Origin of the sequence: Azospirillum brasilense (assembly GCF_003349955.1) — a bacterium.
Lineage (GTDB): Bacteria > Pseudomonadota > Alphaproteobacteria > Azospirillales > Azospirillaceae > Azospirillum > Azospirillum brasilense_B.
The window spans coordinates 1-15,493 of sequence record NZ_QLKQ01000069.1 but is presented as its reverse complement, the minus strand read 5'-3'; the positions used below and the strand labels follow the sequence as shown (position 1 = coordinate 15,493).

The 15,493-nt window shown below is 67.9% G+C and carries 16 protein-coding genes; 12 read left to right on the top strand and 4 right to left on the bottom strand.

Translation table 11 applies throughout. The annotated features are described in order from the left end of the window. Positions 1-88 precede the first annotated feature (88 nt). Positions 89-1,777, top strand: a complete 1,689-nt coding sequence (gene hutU, locus DXK32_RS24690; protein ID WP_114860921.1) for a urocanate hydratase — start codon at positions 89-91, stop codon at positions 1,775-1,777. On the opposite strand, the gene DXK32_RS24685 is transcribed toward hutU, so the two are convergent. Together DXK32_RS24685 and DXK32_RS24680 are read right to left on the bottom strand one after the other, a co-directional pair. Then, positions 1,755-2,711 (bottom strand): DMT family transporter, encoded by a 957-nt coding sequence (locus DXK32_RS24685; RefSeq protein ID WP_114860920.1) that lies wholly within the window; start codon positions 2,709-2,711, stop codon positions 1,755-1,757. The two genes, hutU and DXK32_RS24685, sit on opposite strands and share 23 nt — an antisense overlap. A gap of 29 nt (positions 2,712-2,740) precedes the next feature. Then, a complete protein-coding gene (locus DXK32_RS24680) occupies positions 2,741-3,538 on the bottom strand; it encodes a helix-turn-helix transcriptional regulator (RefSeq protein ID WP_114860919.1) in 798 nt (265 codons plus the stop codon). A gap of 112 nt (positions 3,539-3,650) precedes the next feature. On the opposite strand from DXK32_RS24680, the gene DXK32_RS24675 reads away from it, so the two are divergent. The 7 genes from DXK32_RS24675 to DXK32_RS24645 all read left to right on the top strand — a co-directional run bounded on the left by DXK32_RS24675 (position 3,651) and on the right by DXK32_RS24645 (position 10,731). Next, a complete protein-coding gene (locus DXK32_RS24675) occupies positions 3,651-4,415 on the top strand; it encodes a class I SAM-dependent methyltransferase (protein WP_114860940.1) in 765 nt (254 codons plus the stop codon). Between the two features lie 30 nt (positions 4,416-4,445). Then, positions 4,446-4,913 (top strand): GNAT family N-acetyltransferase, encoded by a 468-nt coding sequence (locus DXK32_RS24670; protein WP_114860918.1) that lies wholly within the window; start codon positions 4,446-4,448, stop codon positions 4,911-4,913. 136 nt (positions 4,914-5,049) lie between these two features. After that, positions 5,050-6,651, top strand: a complete 1,602-nt coding sequence (locus DXK32_RS24665; protein ID WP_114860917.1) for an ABC transporter substrate-binding protein — start codon at positions 5,050-5,052, stop codon at positions 6,649-6,651. Positions 6,652-6,783: 132 nt separating this feature from the next. After that, positions 6,784-7,794, top strand: coding sequence for an ABC transporter permease subunit (locus DXK32_RS24660; RefSeq protein ID WP_114860916.1), 1,011 nt, complete (start codon positions 6,784-6,786; stop codon positions 7,792-7,794). 8 nt (positions 7,795-7,802) lie between these two features. Then, complete coding sequence (locus DXK32_RS24655; RefSeq protein WP_059399254.1) at positions 7,803-8,729, top strand: ABC transporter permease subunit; 927 nt, start codon at positions 7,803-7,805, stop codon at positions 8,727-8,729. Positions 8,730-8,737: 8 nt separating this feature from the next. Beyond that, positions 8,738-9,727: an ABC transporter ATP-binding protein gene (locus tag DXK32_RS24650; RefSeq protein ID WP_114860939.1), complete on the top strand. Its 990-nt coding sequence runs from the start codon at positions 8,738-8,740 to the stop codon at positions 9,725-9,727. Then, entirely contained in the window at positions 9,727-10,731 is a 1,005-nt protein-coding gene (locus DXK32_RS24645; protein WP_114860915.1) for a peptide ABC transporter ATP-binding protein, read from the top strand. The genes DXK32_RS24650 and DXK32_RS24645 overlap by 1 nt, the downstream gene beginning before the upstream one ends. 61 nt (positions 10,732-10,792) lie before the next feature. On the opposite strand, the gene DXK32_RS24640 is transcribed toward DXK32_RS24645, so the two are convergent. Together DXK32_RS24640 and DXK32_RS24635 are read right to left on the bottom strand one after the other, a co-directional pair. Further along, positions 10,793-11,344, bottom strand: coding sequence for a hypothetical protein (locus tag DXK32_RS24640; protein WP_114860914.1), 552 nt, complete (start codon positions 11,342-11,344; stop codon positions 10,793-10,795). Between the two features lie 44 nt (positions 11,345-11,388). Beyond that, on the bottom strand, positions 11,389-12,405 hold the full coding sequence (locus tag DXK32_RS24635) for a hypothetical protein (RefSeq protein WP_114860913.1): 1,017 nt from the start codon (positions 12,403-12,405) through the stop codon (positions 11,389-11,391). A gap of 226 nt (positions 12,406-12,631) precedes the next feature. Between DXK32_RS24635 and DXK32_RS24630 the strand changes: the two genes are divergently transcribed. The 4 genes from DXK32_RS24630 (at position 12,632) to DXK32_RS24610 (ending at position 15,388) form a co-directional block, all read left to right on the top strand. Next, positions 12,632-13,042 carry a bacteriohemerythrin gene (locus tag DXK32_RS24630; protein ID WP_114860912.1) on the top strand — a complete coding sequence of 137 codons (411 nt, stop codon included), beginning with the start codon at positions 12,632-12,634 and terminating at the stop codon, positions 13,040-13,042. A 603-nt stretch (positions 13,043-13,645) separates the two neighbouring features. Further along, positions 13,646-14,197, top strand: coding sequence for a MotA/TolQ/ExbB proton channel family protein (locus DXK32_RS24620; protein WP_247877323.1), 552 nt, complete (start codon positions 13,646-13,648; stop codon positions 14,195-14,197). Beyond that, a complete protein-coding gene (locus DXK32_RS24615) occupies positions 14,194-14,829 on the top strand; it encodes a hypothetical protein (protein ID WP_114860909.1) in 636 nt (211 codons plus the stop codon). The genes DXK32_RS24620 and DXK32_RS24615 overlap by 4 nt, the downstream gene beginning before the upstream one ends. 22 nt (positions 14,830-14,851) lie before the next feature. Next, positions 14,852-15,388: a hypothetical protein gene (locus DXK32_RS24610; RefSeq protein WP_014198683.1), complete on the top strand. Its 537-nt coding sequence runs from the start codon at positions 14,852-14,854 to the stop codon at positions 15,386-15,388. The last annotated feature ends 105 nt before the right edge of the window (positions 15,389-15,493 follow it).

Here is a 15,493-nt window from a genome sequence, read left to right as displayed (position 1 = left end):
GAGGGGAGAGGGGAAAGCAGATGTGGTGGCACTGTTCCCGCCTGAAAACAACAAACGTATCAAGCAAAATTCGAGAGGGACGAGTCACATGTCCGACACCAAGCCGCCGGCCAACCGCCGCGTCATCCGGGCGCCGCATGGCACGGAACTGTCCGCCAAGTCCTGGCTGACCGAGGCGCCGCTGCGCATGCTGATGAACAACCTCGACCCCGACGTCGCGGAGAACCCGGACGAGCTGGTGGTCTATGGCGGCATCGGGCGAGCGGCGCGGAACTGGGACTGCTTCGACGCCATCGTGGCGTCGCTGAAGAGCCTGAACGAGGACGAGACGCTGCTGGTCCAGTCGGGCAAGCCGGTCGGCGTCTTCCGCACCCACGCGGACGCGCCGCGCGTGCTGATCGCCAACTCCAACCTCGTGCCGCATTGGGCGACCTGGGACCATTTCCGGGAGCTGGACGCCAAGGGGCTGATGATGTACGGCCAGATGACCGCCGGGTCCTGGATCTACATCGGCAGCCAAGGCATCGTGCAGGGCACCTATGAGACCTTCGTGGAGGTCGGGCGGCGGCATTATGGCGGCGACCTGAAGGGCCGCTGGATCCTGACCGGCGGGCTGGGCGGCATGGGCGGCGCGCAGCCGCTGGCCGCGACCATGGCCGGGGCGTCGATGCTGGCCGTGGAATGCTCCGCCCGCAGCATCGAGCGGCGGCTGGAGACCAAGTATCTCGACCGCTCGGCCACCAGCCTGGACGAGGCGATGGCGATCCTGTGGGAGGCCCAGGCCGCCGGCACGGCGGTGTCGGTCGGTCTGCTCGGCAACGCGGCGGAGGTGTTCCCGGAGCTGGTCCGCCGGGCCAAGGCCGACCCGCGCTTCCGCCCCGACGCGGTGACCGACCAGACCAGCGCCCACGACCCGCTGAACGGCTACCTCCCCGCCGGCTGGACGATGGAGGAGGCCGAGACGAAGCGCCGCAGCGACCCGGCGGCGGTGGTCGCGGCGGCCAAGGCGTCGATGGCGGCCCATGTCCGCGCCATGCTGGACTTCCACGCCATGGGCGTGCCGACGCTGGACTACGGCAACAACATCCGGCAGGTCGCCAAGGACGAGGGGGTGGCCGACGCCTTCGCCTTCCCCGGCTTCGTGCCCGCCTACATCCGGCCGTTGTTCTGCCGCGGCATCGGTCCTTTCCGCTGGGCCGCCCTGTCCGGCGATCCGGAGGACATCTACCGCACCGACGCCAAGGTGAAGGAGTTGATCCCCGACAACCCGCACCTGCACAACTGGCTGGACATGGCGCGCGAGCGCATCCGCTTCCAGGGCCTGCCGGCGCGCATCTGCTGGGTGGGTCTGGGCGACCGGGCGCGGCTCGGCCTCGCCTTCAACGAGATGGTGGCGAAGGGCGAATTGAAAGCCCCCATCGTCATCGGCCGCGACCATCTCGACAGCGGCTCCGTCGCCAGCCCCAACCGCGAGACGGAAGGGATGATCGACGGCTCCGACGCGGTGTCCGACTGGCCGCTGCTGAACGCGCTGCTGAACTGCGCCTCGGGGGCGACCTGGGTGTCGCTGCACCATGGCGGCGGCGTCGGCATGGGCTTCAGCCAGCATTCCGGCATGGTCATCGTCGCCGACGGGACGGACGCCGCGGCCAAGCGGCTTGAGCGGGTGCTGACCAACGATCCGGGCACCGGCGTGATGCGCCACGCCGACGCCGGCTATGACATCGCCAAGGACTGCGCGAAGGAGCAGGGGCTCACGCTTCCGATGATCCGCTGACCGGCTTGGCGGGGGCGGGCTTGGCGGGGGTGGCGCGTGGCGGCAGGGTCGCAAGCGCCACCCCCGGCAGCACCAGCAGGACGCCCAGCAGGTGGAACATCTGGAACTGCTCGCCCAGCAGCGCCCAGGCCGCCACCGCCGCCCACAGCGGCATGACGTAGAGCGAGGTGCCGGCCCGCGCCGGACCCATCAGGTTGATCGTCTTCTGGTAGGTCAGGAAGGCCAGGACCGAGGCGAACAGCGCCACCCCGGCGATGCGGACGGCGGCGTCCAGGCTCAGCGGGACGGGGCGCAGGGCCAGCGTCTCCCACGCGTAGAAGGGGGCGAGCACGACGACACCGGCCAGCGCGTTCGCCGCGAACACCGTCACCACCGGCAGCGAGCTGCGGGTCTGGCGCAGCAGCACCGTGTAGACCGCCCAGGTCGCCGACCCCACCAGGATCAGCAGGTCGCCGGCGTTGAAGGACAAATGCAGCAGCGCCTGCGCGTCGCCGCGGGTCAGGATCACCAGCACGCCGGCCATGGCGACGGCGATTCCCGTCGCCTGCCGCGGCGTCACCTTTTCGCGCAGCCACAGGGCGGCGATCATCAGGATGATGACCGGGCTGGTGGCGTAGATCAGCGCGGCGTTGGTCGCGCTGGTGCGCTCCAGCCCCATGTAGACGACGGCGCCGCACACGCCCTGGGCCAGCGCGCCCAGCAGAAGAAAGCGCTTCCACGAGGCGCGCAGGGCGTGGCGGTGTTGGATCAGGCCGGGCAGGGCCAGCGGCAGGATCATCAGGAAGGCCAGCACCCAGCGCCAGAAGGCCAGCCCGACCGGCGGCACGATGGCCGCCGCGGCCCGTCCGATCACCACGTTGGAGGCGAAGAAGGCCGAGGAGAGCAGATACAGGGCATAGGCTGTAAAGACGGCGTTGCGCGGCTGGCGGTCCATGGGGCGTCCGGGGAAAGTCGGTGGGCGTCTTACGGAGCCTGCGGCCCCAGCAGCATCACCAGCTTGTAGTCGGATCGTCCGGCGGGGCACAACGTCACTTGTTCGTAGACCAGCGTCCCGTCCTGGGGATGGGTGAAGCTGCGGGTGCCGCCCTCGCGCTCCAGAACGCCCTGGTCCTGCCACAGCCGGGCGAAGCGGGGCGAGGCCGCGCGCAGGCCGTCGACCAGGGCGGTCACCTCCGCATCTCCGGCGCGGCGGGCGGTGTCGGCGCGGAACTCGGCGAGCAGCCGGCGGGCGCGGTCCTCCCAGTCGGCGATGAAGCCCCGCGCGGTGGGATCGAGGAAGACGTAGCGCAGCAGGTTCCGCTCCGCTCCGCCCAGCCAGCCGGAGAAGAGATGCGCCGCCGCCGCGTTCCAGCCGACCGCCGTCCAGACGCGGTCGAGCAGGTAGGCCGGCGCCGCCACAACCTCCAGCGCCGCCAGCAGCGTGGCCGGGCGATGGTCCGGTCCATCCTTCGCGTCGGCGTCGGGATCGCGCTTGCGCGACAGCTCGAACAGGTATGCGCGCTCCGCCGCGGTCAGCCGCAGCGCCCCGGCGATGCGTGCCAGCGCCTGGGGGGAGACGGAGACCTCGCGCCCCTGTTCCAGCCACGTGTACCAGGTCGGGCTGAGGCCGCAGAGCTGCGCGGCCTCCTCCCGCCGCAGGCCGGGCGTGCGGCGGCGGGCGGAACCCGTCTGCGGGATGCCGGCCTCCGCCGGGGTCAGCCGCTCCCGGTGGGCGCGCAGGAAGGCGCCCAGCCGGTGCCGGGCATCGTCGTCGGAACTCATGGTGGCAGCGCTTATACCAGGATAAGCGCTTGCCTTGTACCAGTTTGCCGGAAACCCGATGCTGGGTCATCACAACGGACACGCCCCAACAAACACCAACGGAATCGCCACCATGACCAACAGCCACCACGGCGTCGTCGCCGCGCAATACGGCCAGCGCGCCGACGCCTATGTGACCAGCGCCGTCCACGCCTCGGGCGCCGACCTGGAGCAGATCGAGGACGCGCTGCGCGGCCGGAACGCCGCCCGCGTGCTGGATCTCGGCTGCGGCGGCGGCCACGTCGCCTACCGCGCCGCTCCCCACGCCGCCGAGGTGGTCGCCGTGGACGTCACCGCCCCGATGCTGGAGGCGGTCGCCCGCAACGCGGCGGAGCGCGGGCTGACCAACATCACCACCACCCAGGCCCCCGCCGAGCGCCTGCCCTTTCCGGACGGCCATTTCGACGTGGTGCTGAGCCGCTTCAGCGCCCATCACTGGCTGAACGCCGAGGCCGGCCTGCGCGAGGCGCGGCGGGTGCTGGCCCCCGGCGGGCGGGCGGTGTTCGTGGACATCGTGTCGCCGGGCCACCCGCTGCTGGATACCCACCTCCAGGCCGTGGAACTGCTGCGCGACACCTCGCACGTTCGCAACTACAGCGCCGCGGAATGGATGGCCGCCCTGTCGCGCGCCGGCTTCGCGGTGACCGGCCTGACGCCGCGCCGCCTGCGCATGGAGTTCGCCGTCTGGACCGCCCGCACCTCCACCCCGGACCTGCGCGCCCAGGCCATCCGGGCCCTGCAGGACCTCGCCTCCGACGAGGTGCGCCGCCACTTCGACATCCTGGAGGACGGCAGCTTTCTCCTGGACAGCCTGACCATCGAAGCGGAGGCTTGCTGATCACAAGAAAAGGGATGGGGGAGGCCGGTGATGGATGACGTTCGTGTGCGAAAGGCCGGTCTCGCCGACGCGGGCGTGGTCACCGGCCTCGTGGGGGCGCTGCTGTCGGAACTGTCCGCCGGGCAGAACGACACGCCGCGCGCCGTCATGCTGGCCGTCGCCGAATCCCTGCTGAGCGGCGGCGCGTCCTACACGGTCTTCCTGGCCGAGGATGGGGCGGGCCGCCCGCTCGGCGTCGCGACCCTGTCGGAGGGGGCGTGCATTTCCACGCTGGGCCGGTTCGGGACGATCCGGGAATTGTACGTGACACCGGAGTCGCGCTCCGCCGGAGTGGGGCGGGTGCTGATCCGGGCCGTTCTCGACCATGGCCGCGCCCATCGCTGGACGCGGGTCGAGGTGGGGGCGCCGTCCGCCGCCGAGTGGCCGGATTCCCTGCGATTCTATAAGCGCGAAGGCTTCACGGAGATCGGGCCGCGCCTGAAGTTCCGTCTGGCCTGACGCCGCCCGTGGAGCTTGCGTGATGCGGCTTGGTTGCGTGTTGACAGACGATTCGGCCACGCGCCAAATGAACCCGCATCACCGGCCGCCGAAAAGAACGGGCGGCCATTCGACCGAACACGGGAGGTTGTTAGGAATGAAGCGCATCCTGCTGGGTGCCGGGCTCGGCGTTGCCGCCACCTTGGCGCTTGCTGCGCCGGCCCAGGCCGCCAAGACCCTCGTCTATTGCTCCGAGGGCAGCCCCGAAAACTTCAACCCGATGGTCAACACGACCGGAACGAGCTTCGACGTCTCGCTGCCCGTGTACAACAACCTCGTGCAGTTCGAGTACGGCGGCACCAAGGTGGTCCCCGGCCTCGCCGAGAAGTGGGAGGTGTCGGAGGACGGGCTGACCTACACGTTCCACCTGCGCAAGGGTGTGAAGTGGCACAGCAACAACGACTTCAAGCCGACCCGCGACGCCAACGCGGACGACGTCCTGTGGTCGTTCAACCGTCAGTGGAAGAAGGATCACCCCTTCCACAAGGTGTCCGGCGGCGCCTATGACTACTTCAACGACATGGCGATGCCGGACCTGCTGAAGTCGATCGAGAAGGTCGACGACTACACGGTCAAGTTCACGCTGAACAAGGTCGAGGCGCCCTTCATCGCCAATCTGGCGATGCCCTTCGCGCCCATCCAGTCCGCCGAATACGCCGAGACCCTGCAGAAGAAGAACCAGATCGACAGGATCGATCAGGCGCCGATCGGCACCGGCCCGTTCCAGTTCGTCGCCTACCAGAAGGACGCGGTCATCCGCTACAAGGCGTTCGAGCCGTATTGGGGCGGCAAGGCGCAGCTCGACAACCTCGTCTTCGCGATCACGCCCGACGCCGCCGTCCGCTATGCCAAGCTGAAGGCCGGCGAGTGCCACATCGTGCCGTACCCGAACCCGGCCGATCTGGAGGCGATGAAGAAGGACAGCGCCATCACCCTGATGGAGCAGGAAGGCCTGAACGTCGGCTATCTCGCCTTCAACGTCACCAAGAAGCCCTTCGACGACGTGCGCGTCCGCCGCGCGCTGAACATGGCCATCGACAAGAAGGCCGTGGTCGACGCGGTGTACCAGGGCGCCGGCGTCCCGGCGAAGAACCCGATCCCGCCGACCATGTGGTCGTACAACAAGGAGATCGAGGACTACCCCTACGATCCGGAGCGCGCGAAGAAGCTGCTGGCCGAGGCCGGCTTCCCGGACGGCTTCGAGACCGACCTGTGGGCCATGCCGGTGCAGCGTCCCTACAACCCCAACGCCAAGCGCATGGCCGAGATGATGCAGGCGGACCTCGCCAAGGTCGGCATCAAGGCCAAGGTCGTGCAGTACGAGTGGGGCGAGTACCGCAAGCGCCTCCAGGCCGGCGAGCACCAGATGGGCATGCTGGGCTGGACCGGCGACAACGGCGACCCCGACAACTTCCTGCACGTGCTGCTCGGCTGCGAGGCCGCGCGTCCGGGCGGGTCGAACATCGCCAAGTGGTGCTACAAGGAGTTCGACGACCTCGTCGTCCAGGCCAAGCGCACCACCGACATCGCCGCCCGCACCAAGCTGTACGAGCAGGCGCAGGTCATCTTCAAGGAAGAGGCCCCGTGGCTGACCGTCGCGCATTCGGTCGTGCACATGGCGCTGAGCAAGAATGTGGTCGATTACAAGATGGACCCGTTCGGCATCCATCGTTTCTACGGCGTCGATTTGAAACAATAAATTCCGCGTAGCAAGCGGCTTTACAAAGCGGTCGCCGGGGCATTAAACCCCCGGCTTCCCTTTGCGGATGCAGAGGTAAAAAAGGGGGCCACGGCCCCCTTGCTTTCGTTTCGAGCCCCCGGTGACGATCCGATGCTACGCTTCATCCTGACGCGGGTGAGCCTGGTGATTCCGACCTTTCTCGGCGTCACCTTCCTGACCTTCCTGTTGATCCGCCTTGTCCCTGGCGACCCCATCGAGGTGCGCGTCGGCGAGCGCGGCATCCCCCCCGAACGGCTTCTCGAACTGCGGCACGAGCTGGGGCTGGATCGCCCCCTGTGGCACCAGTTTCTCGATTACATCGGCGGCGTCCTCCAGGGCGACCTCGGCGTGTCGCTGGTGACGCGCAACTCGGTGTTCAGCGAATTCGTGACGCTGTTCCCGGCGACGCTGGAACTGGCGGCGCTGGCCATGCTGTTCGCCACGGTGGTCGGCCTGCCCGCGGGAATCGTCGCGGCGGTCCGGCGCGGCTCGATCTTCGACCATGGGGTGATGGGCATCAGCCTGACCGGCTATTCCATGCCGATCTTCTGGTGGGGCCTGCTGCTGATCCTGTTCTTCTCGGTGGGGCTGGGCTGGACGCCGGTGTCTGGGCGGCTCGACCTGCTCTATTACGTGGAGCCGGTGACCGGCTTCATGCTGATCGACACGCTGATGGCCGGTGAATACGGCGCCTTCTGGTCGGCGCTGCACCACCTCATCCTGCCGATGATCGTCCTCGGCACCGTTCCGCTGGCCGTCGTGGCGCGCATGACGCGCTCCGCCATGCTGGAAGTGCTGGGCGAGGATTACATCCGCACCGCGAAGGCCAAGGGGCTGGCGGGCAAGCGGGTGATCGGCCTGCACGCGCTGCGCAACGCGCTGATCCCCGTGGTCACCGTGATCGGCCTCCAGGTGGGCACGCTGCTGGGCGGCGCGATCCTGACCGAAACCATCTTCTCCTGGCCCGGCGTGGGCAAGTGGCTGATCGAGAGCATCAACCGCCGCGACTATCCGGCGCTCCAGGGCGGGGTGCTGCTGATCGCGACGACGGTGATGACCGTGAACCTGCTGGTGGACGTTCTGTACGGCGTCCTGAACCCCCGCATCCGCCATTCGCGGTGAGGTGAGCCATGACGACTCCTACGACGACGGGCGTTCCGGAGACTCTTCCGGCCGCTTCTCCGCCGGTTTCCCAGCCGCCGCACCCGCTGGTCGAGTTCTGGTACCATTTCCGGCAGAACAAGGGGGCCATGGCCGGCCTCGCGGTGATCCTGCTGATCGCCGTGGTGGCGCTGTTCGCCGAGCTGGTGGCGCCGCACGACCCCAACATCCAGTACCGCGACGCTATCCTGGTGCCGCCGGTCTGGCAGGAGGGCGGGCGCTGGGCCTTCCTTCTCGGCACCGACGACATCGGGCGCGACATGCTGTCGCGGCTGATCTTCGGGGCGCGGCTGTCGATGATGATCGGCCTGATCGTCGTCACGCTGTCGCTGGCGGTCGGGTTGGCGCTGGGCATGATCGCCGGATTCTTCGGCGGCGTCACCGATGCCCTGGTCATGCGCCTCATGGACATTCTGCTGTCGCTGCCCAGCCTGCTGCTGGCCGTGGTGGTGGCGGCGATCCTCGGGCCGGGGCTGGTCAACGCCATGCTGGCCGTGTCGATCGTGGTCATCCCGCACTACGCCCGCCTGACCCGCGCCGCCGTGATGGCGGAGACGAACAAGGACTACGTCGTCGCCTCCCGCGTGGCGGGAGCCGGGCCGCTGCGGCTGATGCTGGTGGTGATCCTGCCGAACTGCGTGGCGCCGCTGATCGTCCAGGCGACGCTGGGCTTCTCCACGGCGATCCTGGACGCCGCGGCGCTGGGCTTCCTCGGCCTCGGCGCGCAGCCGCCGACGCCGGAGTGGGGCACCATGCTGGCTTCCTCCCTCCAGTTCCTCCAGCGCGCCCCCTGGGTCGTCACCTGGCCCGGCGTGGCCATCCTGGTGACGGTGCTGGCCTTCAACCTGCTGGGCGACGGGCTGCGCGACGCGCTCGACCCCAAGCTGAAACGCTGATGGCTGCCATGCCTCTTCTCGACATCAAGAATCTGTCCGTCGAGTTCACCACGCGCGCCGGCACCTTCCGCGCCGTGGACGGGATCGACCTCACCGTGGACGAGGGCGAGGTGGTGGGCATCGTCGGCGAGTCCGGGTCCGGCAAGTCCGTGACCTCGCTCGCCGTGATGGGCCTGCTCGGCTCCAACGGCACGGTGGTCGCCGACCGCATGCAGTTCGGCGGCAAGGACCTGCTGGCGATGAGCCCGTCGCAGCGCCGGAAGATCACCGGCAAGGACGTGGCCATGGTCTTCCAGGAGCCGATGACCAGCCTGAACCCCTGCTTCACCGTCGGTTTCCAGATCATGGAGACGCTGAAGGTGCATGAGGGTCTGTCCGGCAAGGCGCTGCGCAACCGCGCCATCGAGCTGCTGGAGCAGGTCGGCATCCCGGCCCCGGAAAGCCGCCTGTCGGCCTTCCCGCACCAGCTGTCCGGCGGCATGAACCAGCGCGTGATGATCGCCATCGCCATCGCCTGCAACCCGCGCCTGCTGGTCGCGGACGAGCCGACGACGGCGCTCGACGTGACCATCCAGAAGCAGATCCTCGACCTGCTGGTCCGCCTCCAGAAGGAGCGGGGCATGGCTCTGATCCTGATCACCCACGACATGGGTGTGGTGGCGGAGACGGCGCAGCGGGTGGTCGTCATGTACGCCGGGCAGGTCGCCGAGACGCGCCCGGTGGACGCCCTGTTCAAGGCGCCGCGCCATCCCTACACCGGCGCGCTGCTCGACGCGCTGCCGGAGCGGGCGCTGGGCAAGCGCCGGCTGCCGACCATCCCCGGCGTGGTGCCGGGCATCGGCGACCGGCCGCAGGGCTGCCTGTTCAACCCGCGCTGCCGCTTCGCCACCGATCGCTGCCGCATCGAGCGGCCGGCCCTGTTCGACGTGGACGCCGGCAAGGCGCGCTGCTTCTATCCTCTCGCTGATGCTCCGGTCGGCGCCGGGGAGGTTCTGTGATGACCGACATCCTCACCGACGTCATGCCGGCCACCGGTCCGGTGGTGCTGGAAGCCATTCACCTGCGCAAGCACTACGCGGTGAAGCGCGGCGCCTTCAAGCCGGCGGCCACCGTCAAGGCGCTGGACGGCGTGTCCTTCCAGCTCGAAGCCGGGAAGACGCTGGCGGTGGTCGGCGAGTCCGGCTGCGGCAAGTCGACGCTGGCGCGCTCCGTCACGATGATCGAGCCGCCGTCCTCGGGCCAGCTTCTCTACGACGGGCGCGACGTGGTCGGACGCACCGCCTCGGAGATGAAGGAGCTGCGGCGCACCGTCCAGATGGTGTTCCAGAACCCCTACGGATCGCTGAACCCGCGCAAGACCGTGGGCTCGATCCTGTCGGAGCCGCTGGTCATCAACACCCCGATGGGCAAGCAGGAGCGGCGGGAGCGGGCCGTCGCCATGATGGCGAAGGTCGGGCTGCGCCCCGATCAGGTGGACCGCTACCCGCACATGTTCTCCGGCGGCCAGCGCCAGCGCATCGCCATCGCGCGCGCGCTGATGCTGAATCCGCGGGTGGTCGTGGCGGACGAGCCGGTGTCGGCGCTCGACGTGTCGATCCAGGCGCAGGTGCTGAACCTGATGATGGACCTTCAGGAGGAGCTGAACCTCGCCTACCTGTTCATCTCTCACGACCTCAGCGTGGTCCGGCACATCGCCGACGCGGTCATGGTGATGTATCTCGGCCGGCCGGTGGAGCATGGGCCGAAGGACGTGGTCTACTCCCGCCCGCGCCATCCCTACACCCGCATCCTGATGGCCGCCACGCCGAGGGTGAACCCGGCGCTGCGGGCGGAGCGGGTGATCCCGAAGGGCGAGCTGCCCTCGCCGCTGAATCCGCCGCCGGGCTGTCCCTTCCACAAGCGCTGTCCCCACGCCACGGAGCGCTGTGCCGCGGAGGTGCCGGCGCTGCGCCCCGTGGACGAGCGGCTGGTCGCCTGCCACTTCGCCGAGGAGATGGCGTAGGGCAGGCCGTCGGCGATCGGGTGAATCCAGACCGACGCCGGGCGCGTGGCCCGGCGTCGGTCTAACCGATCTTTTTGAAGATTTTGCAGATCTGGAGCATCGTCGTGCCGTTCAGGGCCGTCCGGTAGGACGAGTAGCCCCACAGGACATGCGAGGCGATTTCCCCGAGCCAATCCTCCAAACCATCCACCAACCCCTCGGTAAGCTCCTGATATTTATTGCGAACGGCGACGCTGAAGGCGTTATCCTGGGTGATGAAGGTGTTGGATTGATTGCCAAAGAGCATCACGTAACTCCCGACATTCATGAGGGCGTCGTTCCATTCGTCCACCGTCGTGAATCCGTGAGGCGACACGGCCATGGTGAGATCGATCCGATCGTTCCCGATCGCTTGGATGGTTGCTTCTCGGGCGGTGAAGTACTCGAAGTCCGCCGGCCCCGGGGCGCCCTCCAGGTTGTCGGCAAGACTGTTGAGGATCGCCTGGAAGGCGGTGGTGGCGTTGGAAAGGTCGAGCGGATCGAAATTGATCAGGCGGGTGACGTCGCACCGGTCGAAGTCTTCCGCGACGAGCGGAATGTAGCCCGCGGCGATGTTCAGAACTGTTCTCGGCATGATACGGCCTTTCGTAAGGACGGGCTGACGACGGCGCGGATGGATCAGGGCAGCGCGAGCGCCGGGAAGACGTGAAGGTCTCCGGCGCCCCGCGCGAAGATGTCGGCAACGCGGACGCCGGCGGCGTTCACGGCCAGGATTTCGGCAGGGACGGCCGGGGGCAGAGACACCGCCTGCGCGTCGCATCCCCACCCCAGCCCGTCGCAATGCAGGACGAGGCCGCCGGGTTTCACGGCAATGTTCAGCGGGTCGACTTCCGCACCGCAGGAGGGAATGAGCTGGACGTCGATGGGCGCGAGGTTTCGGGACTTGCGCAGCCTGCCGACCAGATGATCCAGGCAGATTTCCAGGCCGAAGGTCAGCCCGTCCAGGGTGAAGACCGACGAGCCGTCGTAATTGCGGCGCTGGCTTTCGCTTCGGGTCGTGTTGGACGGGGCCAGATGTTTGACCCGCTCAAGGGCGATGCCGCCGTCCTTCAAGGTTCCTGCCCGGATGAAGTCGATCCCGGACTTCTTTTCCTTGAGCACGGCGAAGGCGGTGCGCTGTCCGAGGACCTTGTCGGCGCCGAAGCCTCCCTTTTGGATCAGGCTGTAGTTGTAGGCTTCCGTATTGGGCGGGAAAAGAAAGGCGATCAACTGCGACAGCAGGGTCGCATCCTTGTCCCATTCCGACTTGCCGACGATGGTGCCGAAGACGAACAGCCAATTCTTCCATTTGGCGTCGGCGACCAGGCCTTGCAGCTTGTCGACAAGGGCCTGAACATCGTCCATGTCGTAGGCGCCGGTTTTCCCCCGAAAGAAGAACTCCGGCATCATGAAGATTTTCAGGGTTTCGTCGGACGTGTCGATCTGCGTGGAGGCGCGGGCGGCGTCGATCGCGCAGCCGACCAGCTTCACGCGCTCCGCGATGTCATCGTCCGGCTTGTCCAGTCCGAGGTAGCGCTGCTTCGACGTCGTCCGGACGCTTCTGCCGAACAACGAATTCACGAACTCGCGCTCGATGACGACGTCGGGGCCGGTGAAGATGAGGTGGGCGACGAGCTGAACCTTCTTGTAGGGCATGCTTTCCGTGTCCTGTGCTCCGGGTGGACAGGCGAGGCGGCGCGCCTCTTGACATGCAGGACGCACGGAACGCGAGGTTGTGAGGGCAAATCGGAGCGTGGCGGTCCGTGCCGAGGCTCACCGGGCGTTGAACCGCCGTCGGGAAAGGGATACCCTCGCGCCGGTCGTGGTCATTGCCCGCGCCCTTGGGGGGAAGCGGAGTCCGTCGGGGAAGGAAATTGGCGCTATGCCGCTGATGGTGTGGAACGACAAGCTGAGCGTCGGGATCGCCAAGTTCGACGAGGAGCACAAGCAACTGGTCGCCCTGGTCAACGAGCTGTTCGACGCCGTCCAGGCGGGGCGCAGCAAGGAGGCGCTGGGCGGCATCCTCGACAGCCTCGTCGCCTACACCCGGTCGCACTTCACCCATGAGGAGGAGCATTTCGCCCGCCTCGGCTATCCGGACCGCGACGCCCACAAGGCGGAGCACGACGCGCTGGCCAATCAGGTGCTGGAGGTGCAGCGCAAATACCACGCCGGCGTCACCGCCACGCTGAGCATGGAGGTGATGAACTTCCTGAAGAACTGGCTGATCAAGCACATCCAGGGTACCGACAAGAAGTATGGCCCCTTCCTGAAGGAAAAGGGCCTGGGGTAAAGGGCCATTTCCCGAAGGACCGCCATGGCCGTGCGCGCCTTCCGGTGATCGGGCCGGACGGGCCGCGAAGCGTCTGAAGGCCGGTCCAGTCACTGGCGCCGGTCGACGGCACGGACTATCCCCGACCGCTCATTTTTTGTGTCCGGCAACCGGACTTTTCCCAGGGGCGTCGCGCGTCGACCCGGCACAGCCGTCGCCGGGCGTTGGGAACTCTTGGCCGGGGCCGGGGTTCATGACGTGACGGATGACTCCTGAATGGCTCCGTCATCGCGCAATTCCGGCGAAGGTGCGCCGATGAACCGATGGCCGACACGGAGCCGTCCCGCCACCCGCGCCCGGGCCAGCCGCGGCGGAGTCGCCGGCGCGTGCCGCCACCAACCCGTCCCCCGCTCTCCTGATCCCGCCACCGCCGCCCGGCTGTCCGAGGCGCCACCCTTATGCGCCATCGCCGCCCGAACATGACGATCCGGAGACACACGCAACCGTCACAGGGTCAAAACCATGGAAGAACAGTGGCTCCTCAAGGCGAAATTCGTCGCCTTCAATTTGACGATCTCGGCGTTCGTTTTCGTTTTGTATGCGCAGGGCTGGCTGGACCGGGTCTTGACCGGGCACATCGCCGTGGCGACCGCGATCATCGGGATCGTGTTCGTGGTCGGTCTGGTGATGTCGGCCTATCGGGTGTGGAAGATCGGCGGTGAGCTGGACCGGGCCAAGCTCGGCGGCGGGCGCCTGATGAAGGTCGAAAGCGAGCGCGCCCTGGAAATCCGCCTGTTCTCGCGGATCTCGCATCTTCAGCACATCGCCAACGCGCTCGGCATGCTCGGCCTGATCGGCACGGCCTGGGGCTTCAGCCTGTTCGCCGCGAACATCACGCCGGACATGGTGGGCAACGCCGCGTCGGCCGGCGCCATGGTGACCACGTTGGCGAGCGGTCTGGGCGTGGCGATCTACGCCACGATGCTCGGCGGCGCGCTGTGCTTGTGGACCACCTGCAACCTGCAGCTTCTGCGCGGGGCCACGGCGTCGCTGTGCGCGCTGATCATGGACGAGGCCCACGCCCGCTCGCGGCTGGCTCCGCGGACGGGGACACCGGACTTCGCCGCGCCGCAAGCGGCCCCCTACGGTGCGCTCGGCGGTGAGGCCACATCATGAACGATTTCCTGGGCGAGGACCAAACCGGCGTGCTCGTCGCGCGGGACCTGCTGACGCTGCTGCTGTGCGGCTTCGTCGCCTGCGCCGTCCTGGCGGTTCCCTTCATCAACGAAGCCAAGAAAACCGAAGCCAACCAGCAGAACGAATCCTCTTCGTCCGCCGCGGCGGGCATGGAGCCGCCGGGAAACGTCATCATCGAGGCGCGCTGGGACGACAAGCTGCGCAGCGACGTCGATCTGTGGGTGCAGGCGCCGGGCGACGTGCCGGTCGGCTACTCGAACAAGTCGGGGCTGATCTTCAACCTGCTGCGCGACGATCTCGGCGCCTACGCCGATCCCACGGAAATCAATTTCGAAACCTCCTATTCCCGCGGCATTCCTCCGGGCGAATACACCGTCAACGTGCATCTGTTCCGCAACCTGGAAAATGTGTTTCCCATCTGGGTCCGGGTGGTCGCCCGCGTCAAGGCGGAGCATGAATCGGGGGCCGCCACCATCGCCGCCACGCGCGTCCGCCTGGATCACGAGGGGCAGGAGATCACCGCCTTCCGCTTCACCCTGACGGAGCGGGGCGAGCTGGTGCCGGGGTCCCTGAACGCCGTGTTCAAGCCGCTGCGCTCGGCCAAGAATTGACCCGCCGGCCCGGGAGTGCGCCATGGAAAGCCTGACCGTCATCTTCGGCTTCGTCGCCGTCGTCACCCTGCTGCTCGTCCTGTCGGCGCTGCGCTGGACGCGCAGCCGGATGGCGCGGGTGGTGATCCTGCTGCTGTTCGCCCTGCTGCTGCCGGCGGCCTACGCCGCGCCGGCGGCGCTGCTGGGCCGCGCGAAGCCGGTCACGCTGGAATGGATGGGAGCCAACGTGCGCGAGGCCAAGGTGCTGAGCGCCACGCTGGTGGAGAACGAAGCGATCTACCTCACCCTTCTCTGGGAACAGGCGCCCAACCTCTACCGCCTGCCCTGGGACCGCCGCATGGCGGAGCAGTTGCAGGAGGCCCAGCGGGAGGCCCAGCGCAACGGCACCAACCCGATGATGCGGCTGCCCTTCGAGCGGTCCTGGGATGACCGGGAGCCGCGATTCTACGCGCAGCCGCAGCCGAAGATGCCGGACAAGCCCTATGAGAACGCGCCCGGCAACGGCGGGCCGGGCGGCAATCCGGGGATCGAGTTCCAGCATCCCGGTCAGCCGACCTGAGGCCCGACGGGCGGAGGGCGCCTGCTGGCCGCATTCATCACGGTTTGCGTCAGGGCAATCGCATTTGACCTTTATAGCCCTCTCCCCTCCGGGGAGAGGGTGGCC

Coding starts and splice junctions, on each gene's coding strand:
- hutU (WP_114860921.1), top strand. CDS start 89: ATGTCCGACACCAAGCCGCCGGCCAACCGCCGCGTCATCCGGGCGCCG.
- DXK32_RS24685 (WP_114860920.1), bottom strand. CDS start 2,711: ATGGACCGCCAGCCGCGCAACGCCGTCTTTACAGCCTATGCCCTGTAT.
- DXK32_RS24680 (WP_114860919.1), bottom strand. CDS start 3,538: ATGAGTTCCGACGACGATGCCCGGCACCGGCTGGGCGCCTTCCTGCGC.
- DXK32_RS24675 (WP_114860940.1), top strand. CDS start 3,651: ATGACCAACAGCCACCACGGCGTCGTCGCCGCGCAATACGGCCAGCGC.
- DXK32_RS24670 (WP_114860918.1), top strand. CDS start 4,446: ATGGATGACGTTCGTGTGCGAAAGGCCGGTCTCGCCGACGCGGGCGTG.
- DXK32_RS24665 (WP_114860917.1), top strand. CDS start 5,050: ATGAAGCGCATCCTGCTGGGTGCCGGGCTCGGCGTTGCCGCCACCTTG.
- DXK32_RS24660 (WP_114860916.1), top strand. CDS start 6,784: ATGCTACGCTTCATCCTGACGCGGGTGAGCCTGGTGATTCCGACCTTT.
- DXK32_RS24655 (WP_059399254.1), top strand. CDS start 7,803: ATGACGACTCCTACGACGACGGGCGTTCCGGAGACTCTTCCGGCCGCT.
- DXK32_RS24650 (WP_114860939.1), top strand. CDS start 8,738: ATGCCTCTTCTCGACATCAAGAATCTGTCCGTCGAGTTCACCACGCGC.
- DXK32_RS24645 (WP_114860915.1), top strand. CDS start 9,727: ATGACCGACATCCTCACCGACGTCATGCCGGCCACCGGTCCGGTGGTG.
- DXK32_RS24640 (WP_114860914.1), bottom strand. CDS start 11,344: ATGCCGAGAACAGTTCTGAACATCGCCGCGGGCTACATTCCGCTCGTC.
- DXK32_RS24635 (WP_114860913.1), bottom strand. CDS start 12,405: ATGCCCTACAAGAAGGTTCAGCTCGTCGCCCACCTCATCTTCACCGGC.
- DXK32_RS24630 (WP_114860912.1), top strand. CDS start 12,632: ATGCCGCTGATGGTGTGGAACGACAAGCTGAGCGTCGGGATCGCCAAG.
- DXK32_RS24615 (WP_114860909.1), top strand. CDS start 14,194: ATGAACGATTTCCTGGGCGAGGACCAAACCGGCGTGCTCGTCGCGCGG.
- DXK32_RS24610 (WP_014198683.1), top strand. CDS start 14,852: ATGGAAAGCCTGACCGTCATCTTCGGCTTCGTCGCCGTCGTCACCCTG.